Source organism: Aquibium oceanicum (genome assembly GCF_001889605.1).
Lineage (GTDB): Bacteria > Pseudomonadota > Alphaproteobacteria > Rhizobiales > Rhizobiaceae > Aquibium > Aquibium oceanicum.
In genome coordinates, this window is the sequence record NZ_CP018171.1 from 4952861 (window position 1) to 4967165 (window position 14305).

Annotated in this window: 36 protein-coding genes; 1 reads left to right on the forward strand and 35 read right to left on the reverse strand. The window is 60.8% G+C overall.

Going from position 1 to position 14305, the window contains the following annotated elements; genetic code table 11:
• Window positions 1–58 precede the first annotated feature (58 nt).
• From BSQ44_RS24205 to BSQ44_RS24220, 4 genes are read right to left on the reverse strand one after another with little or no spacing between them, the layout of a single operon-like run.
• Entirely contained in the window at window positions 59–253 is a 195-nt protein-coding gene (locus BSQ44_RS24205; protein ID WP_072607585.1) for a hypothetical protein, read from the reverse strand.
• The gene (locus BSQ44_RS24210; protein ID WP_072607586.1) at window positions 234–530 is read right to left on the reverse strand and encodes a hypothetical protein; all 297 of its coding nucleotides are present in this window, start codon (window positions 528–530) and stop codon (window positions 234–236) included. Before BSQ44_RS24210 ends, BSQ44_RS24205 begins: the two co-directional genes overlap by 20 nt.
• Window positions 527–913 carry a hypothetical protein gene (locus BSQ44_RS24215; protein WP_072607587.1) on the reverse strand — a complete coding sequence of 129 codons (387 nt, stop codon included), beginning with the start codon at window positions 911–913 and terminating at the stop codon, window positions 527–529. Before BSQ44_RS24215 ends, BSQ44_RS24210 begins: the two co-directional genes overlap by 4 nt.
• Entirely contained in the window at window positions 894–1097 is a 204-nt protein-coding gene (locus BSQ44_RS24220) for a hypothetical protein (RefSeq protein WP_072607588.1), read from the reverse strand. Before BSQ44_RS24220 ends, BSQ44_RS24215 begins: the two co-directional genes overlap by 20 nt.
• Before the next feature lie 29 nt (window positions 1098–1126).
• On the opposite strand from BSQ44_RS24220, the gene BSQ44_RS24225 reads away from it, so the two are divergent.
• Window positions 1127–1351: a hypothetical protein gene (locus BSQ44_RS24225; protein WP_072607589.1), complete on the forward strand. Its 225-nt coding sequence runs from the start codon at window positions 1127–1129 to the stop codon at window positions 1349–1351.
• On the opposite strand, the gene BSQ44_RS24230 is transcribed toward BSQ44_RS24225, so the two are convergent.
• The 31 genes from BSQ44_RS24230 to BSQ44_RS24375 form a co-directional block, all read right to left on the reverse strand.
• Window positions 1314–1667: a hypothetical protein gene (locus BSQ44_RS24230; RefSeq protein WP_072607590.1), complete on the reverse strand. Its 354-nt coding sequence runs from the start codon at window positions 1665–1667 to the stop codon at window positions 1314–1316. The two genes, BSQ44_RS24225 and BSQ44_RS24230, sit on opposite strands and share 38 nt — an antisense overlap.
• Window positions 1664–1909: a hypothetical protein gene (locus BSQ44_RS24235; RefSeq protein WP_072607591.1), complete on the reverse strand. Its 246-nt coding sequence runs from the start codon at window positions 1907–1909 to the stop codon at window positions 1664–1666. Before BSQ44_RS24235 ends, BSQ44_RS24230 begins: the two co-directional genes overlap by 4 nt.
• Window positions 1906–2556, reverse strand: coding sequence for a hypothetical protein (locus BSQ44_RS24240; protein ID WP_072607592.1), 651 nt, complete (start codon window positions 2554–2556; stop codon window positions 1906–1908). Before BSQ44_RS24240 ends, BSQ44_RS24235 begins: the two co-directional genes overlap by 4 nt.
• Window positions 2553–2957 (reverse strand): hypothetical protein, encoded by a 405-nt coding sequence (locus BSQ44_RS24245; protein WP_072607593.1) that lies wholly within the window; start codon window positions 2955–2957, stop codon window positions 2553–2555. The genes BSQ44_RS24240 and BSQ44_RS24245 overlap by 4 nt, the downstream gene beginning before the upstream one ends.
• Complete coding sequence (locus tag BSQ44_RS24250; protein WP_072607594.1) at window positions 2944–3177, reverse strand: hypothetical protein; 234 nt, start codon at window positions 3175–3177, stop codon at window positions 2944–2946. The genes BSQ44_RS24245 and BSQ44_RS24250 overlap by 14 nt, the downstream gene beginning before the upstream one ends.
• The gene (locus BSQ44_RS24255) at window positions 3174–3425 is read right to left on the reverse strand and encodes a hypothetical protein (protein WP_072607595.1); all 252 of its coding nucleotides are present in this window, start codon (window positions 3423–3425) and stop codon (window positions 3174–3176) included. The genes BSQ44_RS24250 and BSQ44_RS24255 overlap by 4 nt, the downstream gene beginning before the upstream one ends.
• Window positions 3422–3934: a hypothetical protein gene (locus tag BSQ44_RS24260; RefSeq protein WP_072607596.1), complete on the reverse strand. Its 513-nt coding sequence runs from the start codon at window positions 3932–3934 to the stop codon at window positions 3422–3424. Before BSQ44_RS24260 ends, BSQ44_RS24255 begins: the two co-directional genes overlap by 4 nt.
• Window positions 3931–4161, reverse strand: a complete 231-nt coding sequence (locus BSQ44_RS24265; protein WP_072607597.1) for a hypothetical protein — start codon at window positions 4159–4161, stop codon at window positions 3931–3933. The genes BSQ44_RS24260 and BSQ44_RS24265 overlap by 4 nt, the downstream gene beginning before the upstream one ends.
• Window positions 4158–4613 (reverse strand): hypothetical protein, encoded by a 456-nt coding sequence (locus BSQ44_RS24270; protein WP_072607598.1) that lies wholly within the window; start codon window positions 4611–4613, stop codon window positions 4158–4160. The genes BSQ44_RS24265 and BSQ44_RS24270 overlap by 4 nt, the downstream gene beginning before the upstream one ends.
• Window positions 4613–4852: a hypothetical protein gene (locus tag BSQ44_RS24275; protein ID WP_072607599.1), complete on the reverse strand. Its 240-nt coding sequence runs from the start codon at window positions 4850–4852 to the stop codon at window positions 4613–4615. The genes BSQ44_RS24270 and BSQ44_RS24275 overlap by 1 nt, the downstream gene beginning before the upstream one ends.
• Complete coding sequence (locus BSQ44_RS24280) at window positions 4839–5129, reverse strand: hypothetical protein (RefSeq protein WP_072607600.1); 291 nt, start codon at window positions 5127–5129, stop codon at window positions 4839–4841. The genes BSQ44_RS24275 and BSQ44_RS24280 overlap by 14 nt, the downstream gene beginning before the upstream one ends.
• Window positions 5119–5358: a hypothetical protein gene (locus BSQ44_RS24285; RefSeq protein ID WP_072607601.1), complete on the reverse strand. Its 240-nt coding sequence runs from the start codon at window positions 5356–5358 to the stop codon at window positions 5119–5121. The genes BSQ44_RS24280 and BSQ44_RS24285 overlap by 11 nt, the downstream gene beginning before the upstream one ends.
• Window positions 5355–5576, reverse strand: a complete 222-nt coding sequence (locus tag BSQ44_RS24290; RefSeq protein ID WP_072607602.1) for a hypothetical protein — start codon at window positions 5574–5576, stop codon at window positions 5355–5357. Before BSQ44_RS24290 ends, BSQ44_RS24285 begins: the two co-directional genes overlap by 4 nt.
• Window positions 5573–5794 carry a hypothetical protein gene (locus BSQ44_RS24295; RefSeq protein WP_072607603.1) on the reverse strand — a complete coding sequence of 74 codons (222 nt, stop codon included), beginning with the start codon at window positions 5792–5794 and terminating at the stop codon, window positions 5573–5575. Before BSQ44_RS24295 ends, BSQ44_RS24290 begins: the two co-directional genes overlap by 4 nt.
• Before the next feature lie 56 nt (window positions 5795–5850).
• Window positions 5851–6105 (reverse strand): hypothetical protein, encoded by a 255-nt coding sequence (locus tag BSQ44_RS24300; protein WP_072607604.1) that lies wholly within the window; start codon window positions 6103–6105, stop codon window positions 5851–5853.
• A gap of 79 nt (window positions 6106–6184) precedes the next feature.
• Window positions 6185–7414, reverse strand: a complete 1230-nt coding sequence (locus BSQ44_RS24305; protein ID WP_072607605.1) for a DUF2786 domain-containing protein — start codon at window positions 7412–7414, stop codon at window positions 6185–6187.
• Window positions 7411–7779 carry a hypothetical protein gene (locus tag BSQ44_RS24310; RefSeq protein ID WP_072607606.1) on the reverse strand — a complete coding sequence of 123 codons (369 nt, stop codon included), beginning with the start codon at window positions 7777–7779 and terminating at the stop codon, window positions 7411–7413. The genes BSQ44_RS24305 and BSQ44_RS24310 overlap by 4 nt, the downstream gene beginning before the upstream one ends.
• Entirely contained in the window at window positions 7776–8309 is a 534-nt protein-coding gene (locus BSQ44_RS24315; protein ID WP_072607607.1) for a hypothetical protein, read from the reverse strand. The genes BSQ44_RS24310 and BSQ44_RS24315 overlap by 4 nt, the downstream gene beginning before the upstream one ends.
• Window positions 8306–8548: a hypothetical protein gene (locus BSQ44_RS24320; RefSeq protein ID WP_072607608.1), complete on the reverse strand. Its 243-nt coding sequence runs from the start codon at window positions 8546–8548 to the stop codon at window positions 8306–8308. Before BSQ44_RS24320 ends, BSQ44_RS24315 begins: the two co-directional genes overlap by 4 nt.
• The gene (locus tag BSQ44_RS24325; RefSeq protein ID WP_072607609.1) at window positions 8545–9105 is read right to left on the reverse strand and encodes a hypothetical protein; all 561 of its coding nucleotides are present in this window, start codon (window positions 9103–9105) and stop codon (window positions 8545–8547) included. The genes BSQ44_RS24320 and BSQ44_RS24325 overlap by 4 nt, the downstream gene beginning before the upstream one ends.
• Window positions 9106–9248: 143 nt before the next feature.
• Window positions 9249–9551 carry a DUF6197 family protein gene (locus tag BSQ44_RS24330; RefSeq protein ID WP_072607610.1) on the reverse strand — a complete coding sequence of 101 codons (303 nt, stop codon included), beginning with the start codon at window positions 9549–9551 and terminating at the stop codon, window positions 9249–9251.
• On the reverse strand, window positions 9538–9894 hold the full coding sequence (locus tag BSQ44_RS24335) for a hypothetical protein (RefSeq protein ID WP_072607611.1): 357 nt from the start codon (window positions 9892–9894) through the stop codon (window positions 9538–9540). The genes BSQ44_RS24330 and BSQ44_RS24335 overlap by 14 nt, the downstream gene beginning before the upstream one ends.
• Window positions 9891–10241 carry a hypothetical protein gene (locus BSQ44_RS24340; protein WP_072607612.1) on the reverse strand — a complete coding sequence of 117 codons (351 nt, stop codon included), beginning with the start codon at window positions 10239–10241 and terminating at the stop codon, window positions 9891–9893. Before BSQ44_RS24340 ends, BSQ44_RS24335 begins: the two co-directional genes overlap by 4 nt.
• Window positions 10242–10570: 329 nt before the next feature.
• A complete protein-coding gene (locus BSQ44_RS24345; protein WP_072607613.1) occupies window positions 10571–10924 on the reverse strand; it encodes a hypothetical protein in 354 nt (117 codons plus the stop codon).
• A complete protein-coding gene (locus BSQ44_RS24350; protein ID WP_072607614.1) occupies window positions 10921–11442 on the reverse strand; it encodes a hypothetical protein in 522 nt (173 codons plus the stop codon). The genes BSQ44_RS24345 and BSQ44_RS24350 overlap by 4 nt, the downstream gene beginning before the upstream one ends.
• Before the next feature lie 110 nt (window positions 11443–11552).
• Window positions 11553–11912, reverse strand: coding sequence for a hypothetical protein (locus tag BSQ44_RS24355; RefSeq protein WP_157894682.1), 360 nt, complete (start codon window positions 11910–11912; stop codon window positions 11553–11555).
• A 55-nt stretch (window positions 11913–11967) separates the two neighbouring features.
• The gene (locus BSQ44_RS24360; RefSeq protein WP_157894683.1) at window positions 11968–12261 is read right to left on the reverse strand and encodes a hypothetical protein; all 294 of its coding nucleotides are present in this window, start codon (window positions 12259–12261) and stop codon (window positions 11968–11970) included.
• A 526-nt stretch (window positions 12262–12787) separates the two neighbouring features.
• Window positions 12788–13072: a hypothetical protein gene (locus BSQ44_RS24365; RefSeq protein WP_072607617.1), complete on the reverse strand. Its 285-nt coding sequence runs from the start codon at window positions 13070–13072 to the stop codon at window positions 12788–12790.
• The gene (locus BSQ44_RS24370; protein WP_072607618.1) at window positions 13069–13377 is read right to left on the reverse strand and encodes a DUF6197 family protein; all 309 of its coding nucleotides are present in this window, start codon (window positions 13375–13377) and stop codon (window positions 13069–13071) included. The genes BSQ44_RS24365 and BSQ44_RS24370 overlap by 4 nt, the downstream gene beginning before the upstream one ends.
• 11 nt (window positions 13378–13388) lie before the next feature.
• Complete coding sequence (locus BSQ44_RS27780) at window positions 13389–13511, reverse strand: hypothetical protein (protein WP_256381705.1); 123 nt, start codon at window positions 13509–13511, stop codon at window positions 13389–13391.
• 235 nt (window positions 13512–13746) lie between these two features.
• Complete coding sequence (locus tag BSQ44_RS24375) at window positions 13747–14193, reverse strand: hypothetical protein (protein ID WP_072607619.1); 447 nt, start codon at window positions 14191–14193, stop codon at window positions 13747–13749.
• Window positions 14194–14305 lie beyond the last annotated feature (112 nt).

A 14305-nucleotide genomic window follows, 5' to 3' on the forward strand; every position in this document is an offset into this window, starting at 1 on the left:
GAATCAATGTCATTTTTCATCATGGTACGTCAAGTGCATAATTAGGAATTTCTTCCTATTACGCGGCAAGCGTTTGGAGGTCCACCCTGTTTGCGACTGCCTGTTGATAAGTGCGCGCCTCGGCGAGGATCACACCGTCGTCACCGGTGACGAGGTATTTCTCCCAGCCGTACTTGAACGGCAGACGCATCTTACGGACGTCGGCCCGAGTGAGGATCGTGTCCGTCTCGAGCTCATAGATCTTGATCTGCAAGAAATTCCTCCAATCGTTGGGTCTGCCCGTTGATGATGCGGGCGACGGGCCGGCCGTCGATCAACAGGATGTTGTCGAAGATCTCAGCGGGTTTGCTATGAAGTCGGAGGGCGTCCTTGCCCTCCTGAGTGATGGTGCTTCGGTTGACGGAATAGTCGGACGTGATCCAACCCTTCCGATGCATGGCCTTGACGGCGGCGTGCTCGCCGCTGCCCTTGAGCGAGACGTAGTCGGACTGGAGCGCCTCCACGAGGAGCTCCTTCTGTTTCGGGGTCATACGACAAAGACCTCCTTTCCGATGAAGTAGGCGAGATTGGCCTTGAGGATCGGGCGCCCGCTGGGTGTCACAAACTGCGCGTTCTCGTAGGGATTGTATCGAACGCGCATTCCCAGGAGTGGCGGCTCGGTCACGGTGATGGCGCTAACGGTCCCACGAATTGTCGCGTGGACCTCCTCGCGCTTGTTCTGCATCACCCGCTCTCTGACCTTCTGCGAGACGTGGAAGGTCGAGTTCTCCAAAACGAAAGGGCCGCGGTTGTAAAACACGCGGCCCCTGGGGGATCTTTCGAAGCCGGAGAGCTCTGCATAGGGCTTCCTCGGCCGGATGCTGAAACACCGCTTGTGGGTGTTCCAATAGACGTCAACCTTGGGGGGTGACATTCTCGACCTCCCTCTCGATGATTGACTGGCCGTGGAAATCGATCTTGTCGTCGAGAAAGGCGTGTTCGGCCGCCTCGTGGCGATCCTCCTCCTTAACCGTGTCAGGAAGTTCGACGGTGAAGGTATGAACGATCGTCTCCACTAGAGTGACGTCGTACTTGCGTTTGTCTCCTTCCGGAGTCATAGGTGTTCTCCCTTTCGATGGAGGTTTGAATGGCGAAGGCCAATGTTGATCTGACGGACAAGAGCATGGATGAGCTCGAAGCCATCCACGAGGCCGTGATGCAGGCCAAGGAGAAGAAGGCGATCGAGCATCAGAACGAGCTGATCCGCGAGTATCAGACCCTGCGGGACAAGATGGTGAAGTACGGGGTCGCGAAAGACGACGACCTTCCCCGGTTCAAGGTTCGTGGATGGTCTCGCTCGAAGCCTCACTGACACGCTTGATGTCGTCCGGGTTGATGCCAGACCGCCTCGCCCATTCCTTGACCAGGAACTCCGGCACGCACTCGGGCACCTCGACCTGGTTGCGCTGGATCACCTCGGGCTCCACGACCTGGGGCTCGAGCACGGCACCGGCCGGAGAGGCTTCCGCGGTGAGTCCCATCATGCCGTTCAGCAGCGCGGCCAGCTCGTTGCGGTCGTTTATCACCACCTTTGTGTTCGCTGCCGGCGGGAGGCCGAGCTCCCGCCGGTGTGCCTCGGCGTCGTTCTTCATGGGGAACCAGCCGCGGGCGACGTTGTAGACGATCACAACGATGCTCCCTCGCAACCAGTGACCTGAAGCGTCTCGGTGTCGAGCACGGCGAGCTGGGCTCCCTTCCAGCTGCCGGCCTCGTACTGCTCCGAGACCTCTTTCCAGAACTCCGGCGTGTCATCCTGTCGGGTCGTGCCGAAGGCGTCGGCGATTTCGACGATGGCCTCCTGGCGGGTCCGGAAAGCGTGGATGCTCTCGTCGTAGTCGTGGTTGAACGTCACGATGTAGATCTTGCTCATCGACGGATCTCCTCCAGATTGTACTTCAGGGCGCAGTGACGAGCCGCCTCCTCCGGCGTTGCGTCCGGATCATACCAGCGATCCAGGAACTCCTCCGGGGTCATCCCGAAGGAAATACCGTAGTGGCGCTCGTGGTAGGCCTGAGCCGTTCGGTGGTACTCGGCCTTCGCCCAGTCGCTGTTGATGACGTTGAGCGCCGCCACCTTCGGAGTGGGGTAGGCCTCGCCGGGGGTCAGCTCGCTGCAGATCGCCGGGACGATCTCCCAGTCGTAGGAGCCGCTCTCGCGGACCCACTTCGGCAGGAGGTCGTAGACCTTCAGCACCCACTGGCCGATCTTCATGCTCTCGTGACGGAGCTCGACGGAGCCAACACCGTCGCGGTACTCGATCCAGTCGGGTTTGCCATCATCCAGGGTGACTTCGTTGATCCACTCCCAGACGCAGAGCGCGGCTTCCATTTCGAGCGTGCTCCAGGCGTCGGGCAGCTCGACGGGTAGGGTCTGCGAGTGGGAGATCTTGCCGCCGGCTTTGGTGACCCACTCGCGGTGGGCCTTCTCGGTGGCGTTGTCGCCGGGAGCGACGAGCCAGCGGTGGACACCGGGCACCTCGTCGTGCTCGGCTTCGAGGTAGGTGAGATTGAGTTTCACAAGTATTTCTCCAGTTGAACTGTCACCGAATACTGGACGTTGCTTATCCTCGCCGTGTGGTAGAGGAAGGGCAGATCAATCGCGAGATATCGGTTGAGGAGCTGCATGTAGGCGCCGACGAAATCCGGGCCGTGCTTGTCGCCGTGCGTCAGGGCGTGGGCGACTTCGTGCAGGATGACCCAGGTCGGGGTCGGAGCGGTGGTGGGGAAGCGGACACGCAGACGGTGGCCCCTCCCCCCGTTGCCGGCGAATGGTCGAACGATCGGTGGGTGTGGCGTCGGCCACACATGGTTCACGATCGGCTGGATGGCGTCAAACGGGACCTGTGACTGGTCCCGCGGCTTGATGTAGATGTCCTCCCAGCGATAGACGCGCGACTTCTGGTAGTCAGGCTCCCTCATATCGCTGGAGCCGAGCCTGAGCCGAATACTCCGGTGGGTTCACGAGGTGGGCCAGGGCTCCGCAGGACGGACACTGGCCCGCCGGGACGATCTCGCCGGGGCTGATCCGCTCTTCGATGTCGGTTACCATGTCCAGCTCGTCAGCCCGGTGTGTCTCCCCGCAATCATCGCAGATGCAGGGATCATCGTCGTTTTCGGTCTGGATGTAGCACTGGGTCATGCCAGCACCTCCCTGATCCGGGCCAGGAGGTCGTCGACCGGTGGATCTTGGAGTTCACACCCCTCGAAGCCGGCGATGAAGCGCTCGGCCTCGGCGAGGAGGCCGATGATGTCGGACTGTTCGGCCGCTGCGCTTTGGGTAATCTGCTTGTAGAGGTCCTGGATCTGGATGATCGTCAACGGCCATGCTCTAGCTACTGCGACGATGACATCCATCGGTGGATGGAGGGGGACGAGGACTGTGGTCATGTCAGCTCCTTTCGAATTCTGGTCAGCAGATCGTCGACCTTGCCTCCCTCGGGCTCGCCTCCCGAGAGGCCGGCGATGAAGCGCTCGGCCTCGGCCAGGAGCCCGCGGAGGTTGCCCTCCACTGGCGACCACTGGCCATCCTCCATCTTGTCGGAGAGCGGTCTGAGGATGGTGTCCCAGATCTCGTCGCAGATCGTGTTGGCCGAGTAGTCGGAGATCACGTCATAGCCGTCGTTGCCGTAGATAAGCTGGAACCAGCCGATCTTCGTCACGTCATCCACTCGACGAACCATGATCAGGTCCTCGTCGGTCGAGAAGAGAGCGGCCATGATCTGGGCCTTGTCGGTCGACCGCTTGACGACCCACTCCCCACCATCGTTGACCGATAGGCAGTAGCCACGGGCGAGGCAGGCCGCGACGAGGGCGTCAGCCATTGCCTCTTCCATCTGGATCCGGAAGCGGACATCGGTGTGGGCACGCTCCAGTGCCTGTTGGAAGCCGGACTTCATGTGGTCTCTCCTTCGATTGGCTCCAGGTAGAACTCCACCGTGTGGCCCATGTACTCGCCTCCGGACATCCGCTCTTGGACGTCGGTCTTGACCATTGTGCGGGACTGGAGTTCCAGACGGGCACGGGTGTGTTCGGCGAGTATGGCGGCTACCTGCTCCGGCTCGAGATCGAGGGTCGTGACGTCGACCTCCTTCTCGACCGTGACTCGGATGGTTTCACGTCTCATCGGAACGCCACCTCCCACTCGACCTCCCCCGTCTTGGCCAGATGCCGGAGCACCTTCGCGGCCTGGCGCGGGGTGACTTCGTCCCATTCGAGGTGGATCGCTGGGCCGTAGTTCATCGGCTCGAACAGGGTTTCGGCATCCAGCTCGTCGAGGCCAAGCAACTTTGCTGCGACGATCGGCTCAGGGGCGTAGGTTGGGTGATCGATCCCAAACTCTTCCACCATCTGGCTCTCTTTGCGAGGCGTGTCACGCAGAGTGCCATCGAAGTTCAGGAACTGAGCAGCCCAGCCGGCGATGCAGGAGACGGTCCCACATTGATGGCCGACGTTTTCCTTCACTTCAGGATTGGGCTCGGTCTCTACGGAGTACCACTCCATGTTAAAGCCGGTGTCGTACTTGCTCGGTATGTTGGTGAGCAGGTTGGCGAGCGCGGTGATTGCGGTGGTGTTCATTATACCTCCAGGACTTGAATGACTCGGATCTCACGGACGTCGATGATGACGGGGTTGTCGTTGTCGAGGATCAGGACGGGCTCGCCGTCCCACTCTTCGGGCACACCGGTGAAGCTGCGAAACTTGTCGGTGTAGACGCGGAAGTGATATCCGCGGCCGGCCTCGCAGATCTCCCGACCGAGATCGAAAGCGTACTTGACGACGGGGCAGTAGGTCTTGACCTGGTCAGGGCGAAGCATGGTGGAGAGACCTCCTCGTGAACGGTGGAATGTTGCGGAGGCGCAGCCACTCCTCCAGACGGGGCTGAAGCGCGGTCAGGAACTGGATGTCGTCCTGCAGATCGCGGGTCCACTCGGGGTTGTTGTCGCCGATCAGGGACAGGGTCGCGTTGTTGTAGTCGATCATCATCTTCGTGCGTTCGAGGCTGACCTCGATCGTGAAGATGTCGCTGAAGTCCTCCAGTGGCTCGACGACGGCGAGCCACTTCCGAAGGATCGGGGTGTAGTTATACTGCATGGATCAATCTCCCGATGACTTCCTCGTCCAGGCCACGGCCGAAGGCGATCGTGGCGGCGTGTTCCGGTGATGACGCGATGATCGTCCCGCCGTACCGCTTTCCGTTGGCTTGGAACTCGGTCAGAAAGACGAGGCCCCGGCTGACAAGAAGATCCAACGACAGCTCTCGGATGTCGTCGAAGCAGGTGCCGTCAGCTCGGCCTTTGCTGCTTTCGATGATCATGTTCATGTGTGGGCAAACCTCTCAATTCGAGGGCGCGGCCGGCGTTCGTTGCACTCCAGCTGGTAGGCGGTCCAACGGCGCAGGACGTACTTGGCAGCTGCCAGACGCTGTTCGTCCGCCTCCGTGTTGTTCCACGAGTGCAGGCTGAGTGCGGTCGCCATGTTGCGGATGGGGGTGTAGGTATTGTTGATCCCCAGGATGGAGATGGCTTCGTCCATGTTCATTTGTCGCGGGCTCCGATTGCAATCGGAAGGATGTCGGCCAGCTTCTCCGTCTGGTGGCTGAAGTTCCTCCGGTGGATGTCGATGATACGATCTAGGGCGTCGTCCTTGGGCTGCATGTGTTCCCGTAGACGGCTGACGAGGGTGGCGTCGTTGTAGCCAGCCTCGTAGAGGTTGATCAGGTCCTGGACCGCTGCTGCGTAATCAATCGAAGAAGGCATAGGCGAGCTCCAGGATGATGAGGATGGTGAGGCCGATGACGAGCCAGTACTCCTGATCAGTCATCCCACTCCCCTCCCTCGTCGACGTTGTTCAGGACGTCGGGCATGGCCTGGCCCGGGATGGCCGGCTTGAAGGTCGCCATGGTGCCTCCGAGGTCGTAGCTGGCGCCGGAGGTGGCGATGCCGAGCTGGTCGGCCATGTCCTTGGCGATGGTGTCGGCCAGAGCCTCGAGCTCGAGCCGGTAGGTGTTGTCGGGGTTGATCTGGTCGAGGACGTCGATCATTTCGTCGACGGTGAGGACTTTCGCCATTTCAAAAACACTCCAATGAAAAGGGCTCCGAGGACGAAGACCGCGGAGCCTGTGATGGTGGTCACGATGAAGAGGTGGATCATGTCAGGAGCAACTGATCCGGTTTGGCACCGGCGAGCGGCCTGTTCAGGTTGACGCGGTCACCCACTTCACGGCCGGCGTGGTAGGCGGCGGCGTTTACCCGGACGGCCTTGGCCTTGCAGCGCTTCAGCTTCAGGTTGGGCTTCAGGCGCTGGAGCTCTTCCGAGACCTTTGTCTGCTTAACGAGCACGAGACCCTTGCCCTGCGGGACCATGGGGCGCAGACGCTCGTCGAGACGGCCGAAGAAGCCCAGCTGCCACGCCTTGAGCAGACGTCGCTTGCTGCGGATCGTTCCCCAACGATACGGGGAGGTTTCCCGGAAGCGCTTGGCCTCGGTGTGGAAGGCCTTGAGAATGGTCTCCGACAGGTAGACGGCGAGCTGCACGTCGGGCTCGTAGCCGAAGAAGTGGATGTCGGGCATGTTGCTCCACGCCCGGGTCTGGGTGAAGGCGGCGATGGTCGAGAAGATGTAGACCCAGCGCGGCCGGGTGACCCGCTGGAGATCGATGGTGGCTTCGACGCACGTCTCCTCGGCGAGCAGGGCCTCGCTCATGGTGAGGTTGTAGACCTCGAGCAGCTCGGCGACCTTGTCCATGGCGGCGAGGGCTTCTTGTTCGGTGCAGCCATGGGCGGTCGTCTTGAGGGACAACGCTCGGATGCGGGCCTTGACCTTGTTCAGTTCGGTGTTCATGGGGACCACGTTGTGGAAGTTGTTGGCGTCGACCATGTTGAGCCGGCCAGAGGACTCGAAGGCAGTGGCTGGCATCACGCGCTTCAACCATTCACGGACCATCTCGTGATCGACCACCTGGCTGGTGGCGTCGATGAAGACGATCCTTCTGCCGCTGATGAAGGCCCTGCGTAGGCTGACATGCACCGGCTTGTCGTCGATGTGTCCGATCGTGCGGCCAATCCCGGACAAGTTCTCTTCCCAGAACCGACCGGTGCGGCTGTTGCGGTAGAGTTGGTGGTACTCGAACGAATTGGCCTCGACGATACCGTGGGCGCCCTTGATGAACTCCTTGAGCTCTTCGTCGGCGACACCCACCTCTGTGATGCTCTCAGCTTCAACAGTTCGGTCGATGACGCCCACGCAGCGGGTGGTCCTCTCGTGGATGGTGTCACCGATCTCCGCCTTCGTGATGGCGTAGTCTGCGTTCTCAGCGTCGATCGTGTACGTGACGTTGTAGGCGCGGGTCTCGATGACCCGAACTTCAAAGCGTTTCATGCTGCCTCTCGGTGTTCGTGCCGGAATGTCTGGGGATGCTCGCGCTCGTACCAGAAGTAGACGCGGGGCGGCTCGTTGTAGATCGCGAGCGTGATGCACCGGTGATCGTACTTGGCCGACGCCTTGCGCAACGTCTTTCCGGTCTGGGTTGCGGTGTCGATGATCAGCAGATCACCGAGGTGATGGGGAGCTTTGGCGCCGTACGGGATGAAGGGGACGCGGAGGTAGTGCGATGCGTAGACCGCAGCCACGGCGCCGGACCGGCCGGGGCCGGTGACTGCGCCGATGGTGTCGGTTGGGAGGTCGTCCAGCGTCAGCTCCAGACGAGCGCGGAACTCGCGCTCGTCGACAAGCCTCCAAGTCATGCTGCGATCGGCTCGCCGACCAGCTTGATGCCCTTCAGCCGGCACCTGGCCGACTTGGATTTGGTGTCGAGCTTGACGATCTTGACCAGCGTGTTGTGCTTGGGCAGGAAGACGAGGTCGCCCTCCTCCACGCTGCCCTTGTCGGCCTCCATGTGGAACTCGCTGCGGGCATCGCCGACTGCCTGGACGAGGATCGTGTAAGGACGCACTTCCTCCAGCTGGTCCGGGGTGTAGGCCTGGACCTTGGGGACCGAGCCCTTCAGCTCCAGCACCATGTTGCCGGCGCTGTCGCGGGCCAGGAGGGTGCCGTACTGGTTGTCGGGGGTCTTGAAGAGGGTGGGCTGGGACATTTGGGGTTCCTCGAAGTGGATGAACTTGTCGTGGTGACGGGTGGTGGGCGGATAGTGGTGACCACCCGGCGACGTGTACTTGGCGGTAATGTTGACCCTGCCAACGGCGATGACCCGCTGCGGGCTAGTCCCCGTTTTGAGGCGGACGATGTCACCTACAGCGAACGGATTGGAGGTCATGCGGCCCTCCGTGTGAGGACCGCGTTCGCCTTGTCGATGAGCTCGTTCCCGAGACGGCGCAGGACGTGGGGATCGGCCGGCAGGGTGACATGGGTGCGGGCCGGCTGGTCGTGAGCCGTGTAGTTGACGATCCACAGCTCGTTGGGCGTGATCTCCATCAGCTCCACGGCTGTGACGATGGTGCGGTGGTCGCCCATCAGGGGTGGGACGGTCGGTTGGAAGGGGATGGCGCGTTTCATAAAATCGCTACTCCTGCTTCATTGAAGACCGAAAGGAGCGTCGCTTCGAGCCTGTCGAACGCTTCCTTGATCGTGTCGATGGTGGGTTCGGCGACGGGGATCGAGATTTCGACCTGTGTATAGGCACGGTCGTGGTTCGGGCCGTACTGCCACTCGCCTCCTTGGGGGCAGAAGTGATCGACCTCCTTGCCCTTATAGACGTACAGGATCTCGGCGTTGGCTTTGGCCGCGCCTTCGTAGATCTTGCGCCGGTTCTCGTCGTCGCCCTCGTCGAACGAGCGAAACTCGGCACCCACGCGGGTCTGACCACCCCAGTGTTGAACACGGGCAAAGCTGCCGTTGAACTGCTTCTGTGCTTCCCAGATCAGGATCACATGCTCAGCCAGTTTCTCTGTCGGGAGATGCAGGCGAGCAAGATCCTTGAACTCCTGCTCGAGATCCGCGTCGTTAGGGTCACGGCCGATCTTGCGCTTCAGTTCGGCATGGTTGATGTCGCCAATCACATAGGCATCGTGGAAAAAGACCTCGCCGAGGCCGTTAACGATCAGGTCTTTCATCGGTAGACTTCTCCATGATGATTGGAATGAGAGAGGGGCCGGGACCGATGATGATCCCGGCCCCTCGGATGGAAAGCCGCGTGAAGCACTGGTATGGCTTCGGTGGTGGGTCGGGAACGAAGTCGTCCCAGCCGTTGCGCCAGTTACGCATGGTTGATTGCCTCGTCGAACTTGGCCAGCACCTGGGCGTGGGTGTGGTTGTCGTTGAAGGAAGCGATGCACCTGTTGAGGGTGTCGCGGAGTCGTGCCCGAGCCTCATAATAGGCGTCGTTGAACTCACCTCCGGCCGCACGTTCGAGTGCGCCGATCGAGCAGAAGCAGACAGCCGATGGGTGCTGTGGGTTGATGTAGCTGCCGGTGTTGGAGCGGGCCAGTTGACCTTGCGTCCAGTGCTTGGGGTCTGCGATGAGCTCGCGGGCCTTGATCAGGATTTCAGTCGGCGTCATCGGGGAACCACTCCTTTCTGAGGTCGTCGAAGGCCGTCTTCATGTCGGCCGGGAGGGGGTTGTTGTCGTGAGTGCTCTGCAGGATTTGGAACTCGTCGTGTGTGAGGTTGCCCAGCAGGCCGATGTTCTGGAACGAGCCGAGGCCCCAGATGCCGACGCCGGTGTGGTCGTCGTCCATGACGGGGTCGTAGTGGCCGTCGGGGATCAGGTGGCCGACGGCGCACTTCCGGCCAGCATGGGTCGGGTCGCGGTAGGCGCAGGTGCCACAGGGGAGTGTCGACTGCTTCCAGCCCTGCGCGGCGAGGCCGTTGTAGACGGTGTCGAACTGTTCGCGGGTGATCATGTGCGAAGCGTCTCCAGGTGTTCGATGGTTTCGGTGAGGGTGATCTCGCTGCGGGGTTTGAGCACCCAGTGGCCGAGGAACAGGCCGAGTGCGTCACTGCTGCTCATGCCGAGCCAGATGCCAGCGGCGTCGGAGATGCTGCCGCCCTCGACCTCATCTCGAAACTTCATGACGATGTGACCGGCGATACAGGCTACGGACCCACAGTCGAGTTCGTTCGGCTCGACCTCGAAGACGTAGTCGAGCTCCTCGTAGTCAGGGCGCTGGACGAAGATCTCCATGTTGAACTGATGCTGTTCGATCGCCCGCAGGTGGTCGATCAGCCGTGACAAGTTCTGTTGGTTCATCGCAGAGTCTCCAGATTTCGGTGGTGAGGGGGTAGCTCATGCGCTTCCAGCCGGCGTGCGGTTGCTCGCCGACCAGCTGGTCGATGTCCGTGCTGTAGTGGATTTGGAAGCGGCTCATGTCCGGGAGATTGGTGCCCGCGTGGAAGTACATGCGCGCGTCAGGTGTCACGCACACGTTCTGGCGCGCTCGGTCTGCGAAGATGGTGCAGGCCGAGAAGCAATCTCCGGTGATTTGCACGGGGATGTCGTACTGCAGGACGTGGGCGGCGCGTTCGAGGTATTCCTGAACTCTGCCGCCGCCGTCGAAGGCGATGACGATGACAGCGACCTTAAGCATCGACGAGGGACTCGAGGTGCTCGATGGCCTGCTCGACGGTCAGATCGTCAAGGAACTGGCCGGATTGGCGGTTCGGCCAGTGGCCGTAGAACAGGTCGTAGGCGTCGTCTTCGTTGATGCCGAGCCACTCAGCAGCTGCGGTTTGGATGTCGCCACTGGCGGGAAGCTCGTCCCGGAAACCCACGACGACGTGACCGGCGACGCATCCGGCGGTGCCGCAAGTGGCGCGCTCGAGAACAGGGGCTCTTGTGCGGTCCTTGTTGACGACCCACTCGCCCATGGCGAACTGCGAGGGCTTGATTGAGCGGAGGTGGTTGATCAGGCGGCGGAGATTGGTCTGGTTCATGGCTTCCTCCAGAGGACAGGATCAGTCAGGATCGGTAGGCCTGAGCCGTCGACCATGACGTTGGCGGAATGGATGTCGAACTCGACACCGAACGAGAGAAGTTTCTCGAGAGCGCGCCGGAACCGGTTGTCGGCCTTGTGACTTGTCCACTCGCCGGTGAGCTTGCTGGCCGTGCCGTGGACCGGGTAATAGGTCCCGTAGGGCGGCTTGTAGTAGCGGCGCATGATGACGATGAATGCCTCCCCTTCCTCGCGTACGTCGTAGATCTTGGGGAAGAACTTCGACCCGACAGTTCTGGCGCGGATCCATGAGGCGAAGTCAGGGAATGCGTCCCTGTAGCGGCTGCGGACGTGCGGGGCGCCCTCTCGCTGGCCCACCTTGACCACCACGTCCGGGGCGTCGGGGTGGACGTAGACCCGAGAGAAGGCTCCCGAACCGATCTGCTCGTAGCCTCGTTTGCGCATGAGGGAGCGATCGAACGTCGCATTGCGACGCGCGTGGTTGATCTGCTTTCGCATGATGTGGTTTCCCTTGGATGTGAAAAGGGCGCCTCGTGGGCGCCCTTGTTGGTCAGTAGTCTTTGGGGTGATGCTCGATCTGGCGGAGGTCCAGGTCGAAATGGAGCACATCACATCTGGACGCGGCGTTTGATCTCCTCGAAAACGTGGTCGGACTTGATACTTTCGCGCACGTCCTCAAGGGTGAACTCACCAGATTGGACATCAGCCACGTTGTCCTCGATCTCTTCAACTTCGCGATCGGTGAACGTCACTCCACCCATCACACGCTTCCGTGGATCGTTCCACTTCTTGATCGGGCCGTGGTCGTGCCACAGGGGGTTCTCAGCGATCACCTGCCAGTGGTGTGGCTCGATACAACGTGGTTCGGAGCATGTTGGACGGACTTGCCGGTGGGGGTGGCCGACGAGCTCGAGCAGGACACGGACTGGATTGCCGAAGTGACCAATATGGGGTTTGTTCTTGTACATCCGGCCTGTCCAGATTAGGTGGCCGTGGTGTTCCTCGGTCCGCTGCAGGACGTATTCACGGGTCGGTGGGTACTTGCGCGGCATCTCTCAGTCTCACCCTCAGAAGGAACTTGTCGATATGGGTCACGTCCCACTCCCGTTGCAGGCGGTCGATTAGGGCCGGGTCGGTGTCCGGGATACGGTGCTCGGGTGGGATGTCGACCATCGGTGTACCGTTGAACTTGTGGAGGCTCTTGAACCGCTTCAAGGGCGAGTTTGACCATGAGAAGTTCCGACCATTTCGGTTGGCGCGACCACGTGCGAGGGAAGCTTGCTCAAGATAGATGTTGAGAACCTCGTCATCTGTCATGGTTGTATCCTGCATCTTTTGGTTGCGGGGAATTACTCATGAGCCCTATTCCGTTCAACAGTTAATATTTTACCCCGGGGTAGTAGCGAGCCCCGTGGAGTCGATTAGGTATTATGAGTAATTCCCCCTCTTTCTCTCTACGCATAGGGGAAGAAAGAAAGAAAGAGAGTATATAATATAGGGCGAAAAAGCAAATGATTCCAGAAGCTTAGGGGAGAGTGCTGGCAGAAAGGGTTAAGACCAGCACTCTCCCGGCACTTCGAGAACCCGACCGGTGATTGGCCGAGGCGGCTCCCGAAGATAGCGGTCAGCCTCGATCTTGTACCTCTCAATGGCCTCCTCTCGCTGCTCTTGGTGGGCTGGCTTGAAGTAGGGATGGTAGGTCATGGTCTCCTCCATGGGGCTGGTTAGAAAAAGCCATCCTGCTGGCTGGCAGGATGGCCTTTGGAAAACAGTCGGGAGTTGCTCAAATGGGTTTGGTGTTAGCGCATGATGGCCTCCTTCGTTGGCGTGATCCCGCCGGGGATCAGGCTAGGGTCTCGATGAGTTCGACCCAGTCCTTGGACTCCCTCAGTCCCCAGTCGGAGAGGGCTCGAACGATCTTGATGGCGGCGATCTTCTGACCGTTCCGGCTCAGGTGGCGGATGTTCTCGATCAGCTTTGGCATTGCCTCCGACTGAACCAGTGGCAGCTGCTCGATCTTGATTGGAAATCGAACGGTGATGAGCTTGTAGAAGTCGGCGAACTCACCGGTCTGATCCAGCTTCGAGGTGTGACCGCCGAAGGCATTGCGAAAGACGTAGATGGTCATGCTGCCAGCTCCTTAATGGCGTTGTCGAAACGAGCGAGGACCTCGTCCTGGGTCCGATCCTTCTCGTCGTTCCAGAGGAGGACCTGACCGGAATACTCGAAGCCGAGGGCTTGGACGGCGGGATGGACGATGTCCTCGTCGAATGTCCCAGCAGCTCGGAACAGGGCTCCCATGGTGCAGAAGCAAACAGCATCCTCATGCAGAGGACCTACTGTGATCCCGTTTGCACTCTCGCCGTAGTGACCTTTGTTCCAGCCGGCAGCGACCAACTCACGAGCCTTCGTGAGGATTTCATACGTATTCATGTGAACACCTTCTAATGTGTTAGGGCAAAACCAGAGCCGGCGACGACGACCGCCGCCAGCAGGACGAAGCCGAGCTCAGCCGAGCGCGCCCACGCGCCCAGCCCCACGGCGATTACGAGACCGGTAATCAGCATCACGAAAACTCCACGAACGAGCGCCAGCGCCACGCCCACCCAAGGATGAGCGACTGGTGCAGACACAGGAATTGGTTGAAATCAGAACCTAAGCAGGTTCAGGTTGTGGCGCAGGCGCGGGACTACCTGTCGAGCCACTCCCAAATGCATGCAAGCGCGTAGCCCCAGATGGGGAAGGTGATGAAAGCGAGCAGAGCGATGTCTTGCACCTGCCACCAGAAGAGAATGTCTGAGTTCATGCCAGCTCTCCCTCGAACACGACCTTCAGGTCGGCCAGCTCGCAGCCTTGGCTGCACGCCAGCTTCTCGGCTTCCACTTCACAGTGCGCAGCACCTCCACGCACCCGCGCCAGCACCTGATCCGTCTCCCGGTCGAGGATCACAAACACGGTCGAGACTCCGCGCTGATCCTGTGGCCGGTACATCCGCCGGTCATTGCGGGGGATCTGGTGCTGGCGCCGGCCTCCCGCGGCGCGGACCTCGACGACTGGAGGTGTCGTGGCCACGCGCTCGGGAAAACTCATCGCGTTCCAGCGAGCAGTCGGCATGCGCTTGCCCTCGATCTTCGAGCCCAGCGGCTTGCCCGGGTCGGGACGCACTCCGCCCTCGTCCCGGTCAATGACGACCGTGCGCAGCCGCTGGCCCCGCATCGGTTTTTGGGAAAGATCGGTCAGCACGCGCATGTCCTGCTCCTGCGAGAAATTTGGGTTTGCTTCCTGCGCGCTATAAGGAAGAAGCCTCGCGCCACATGCGTGGCGTGCGGATGCGCGCAGACACGTATGGGGTGGGCGCCCC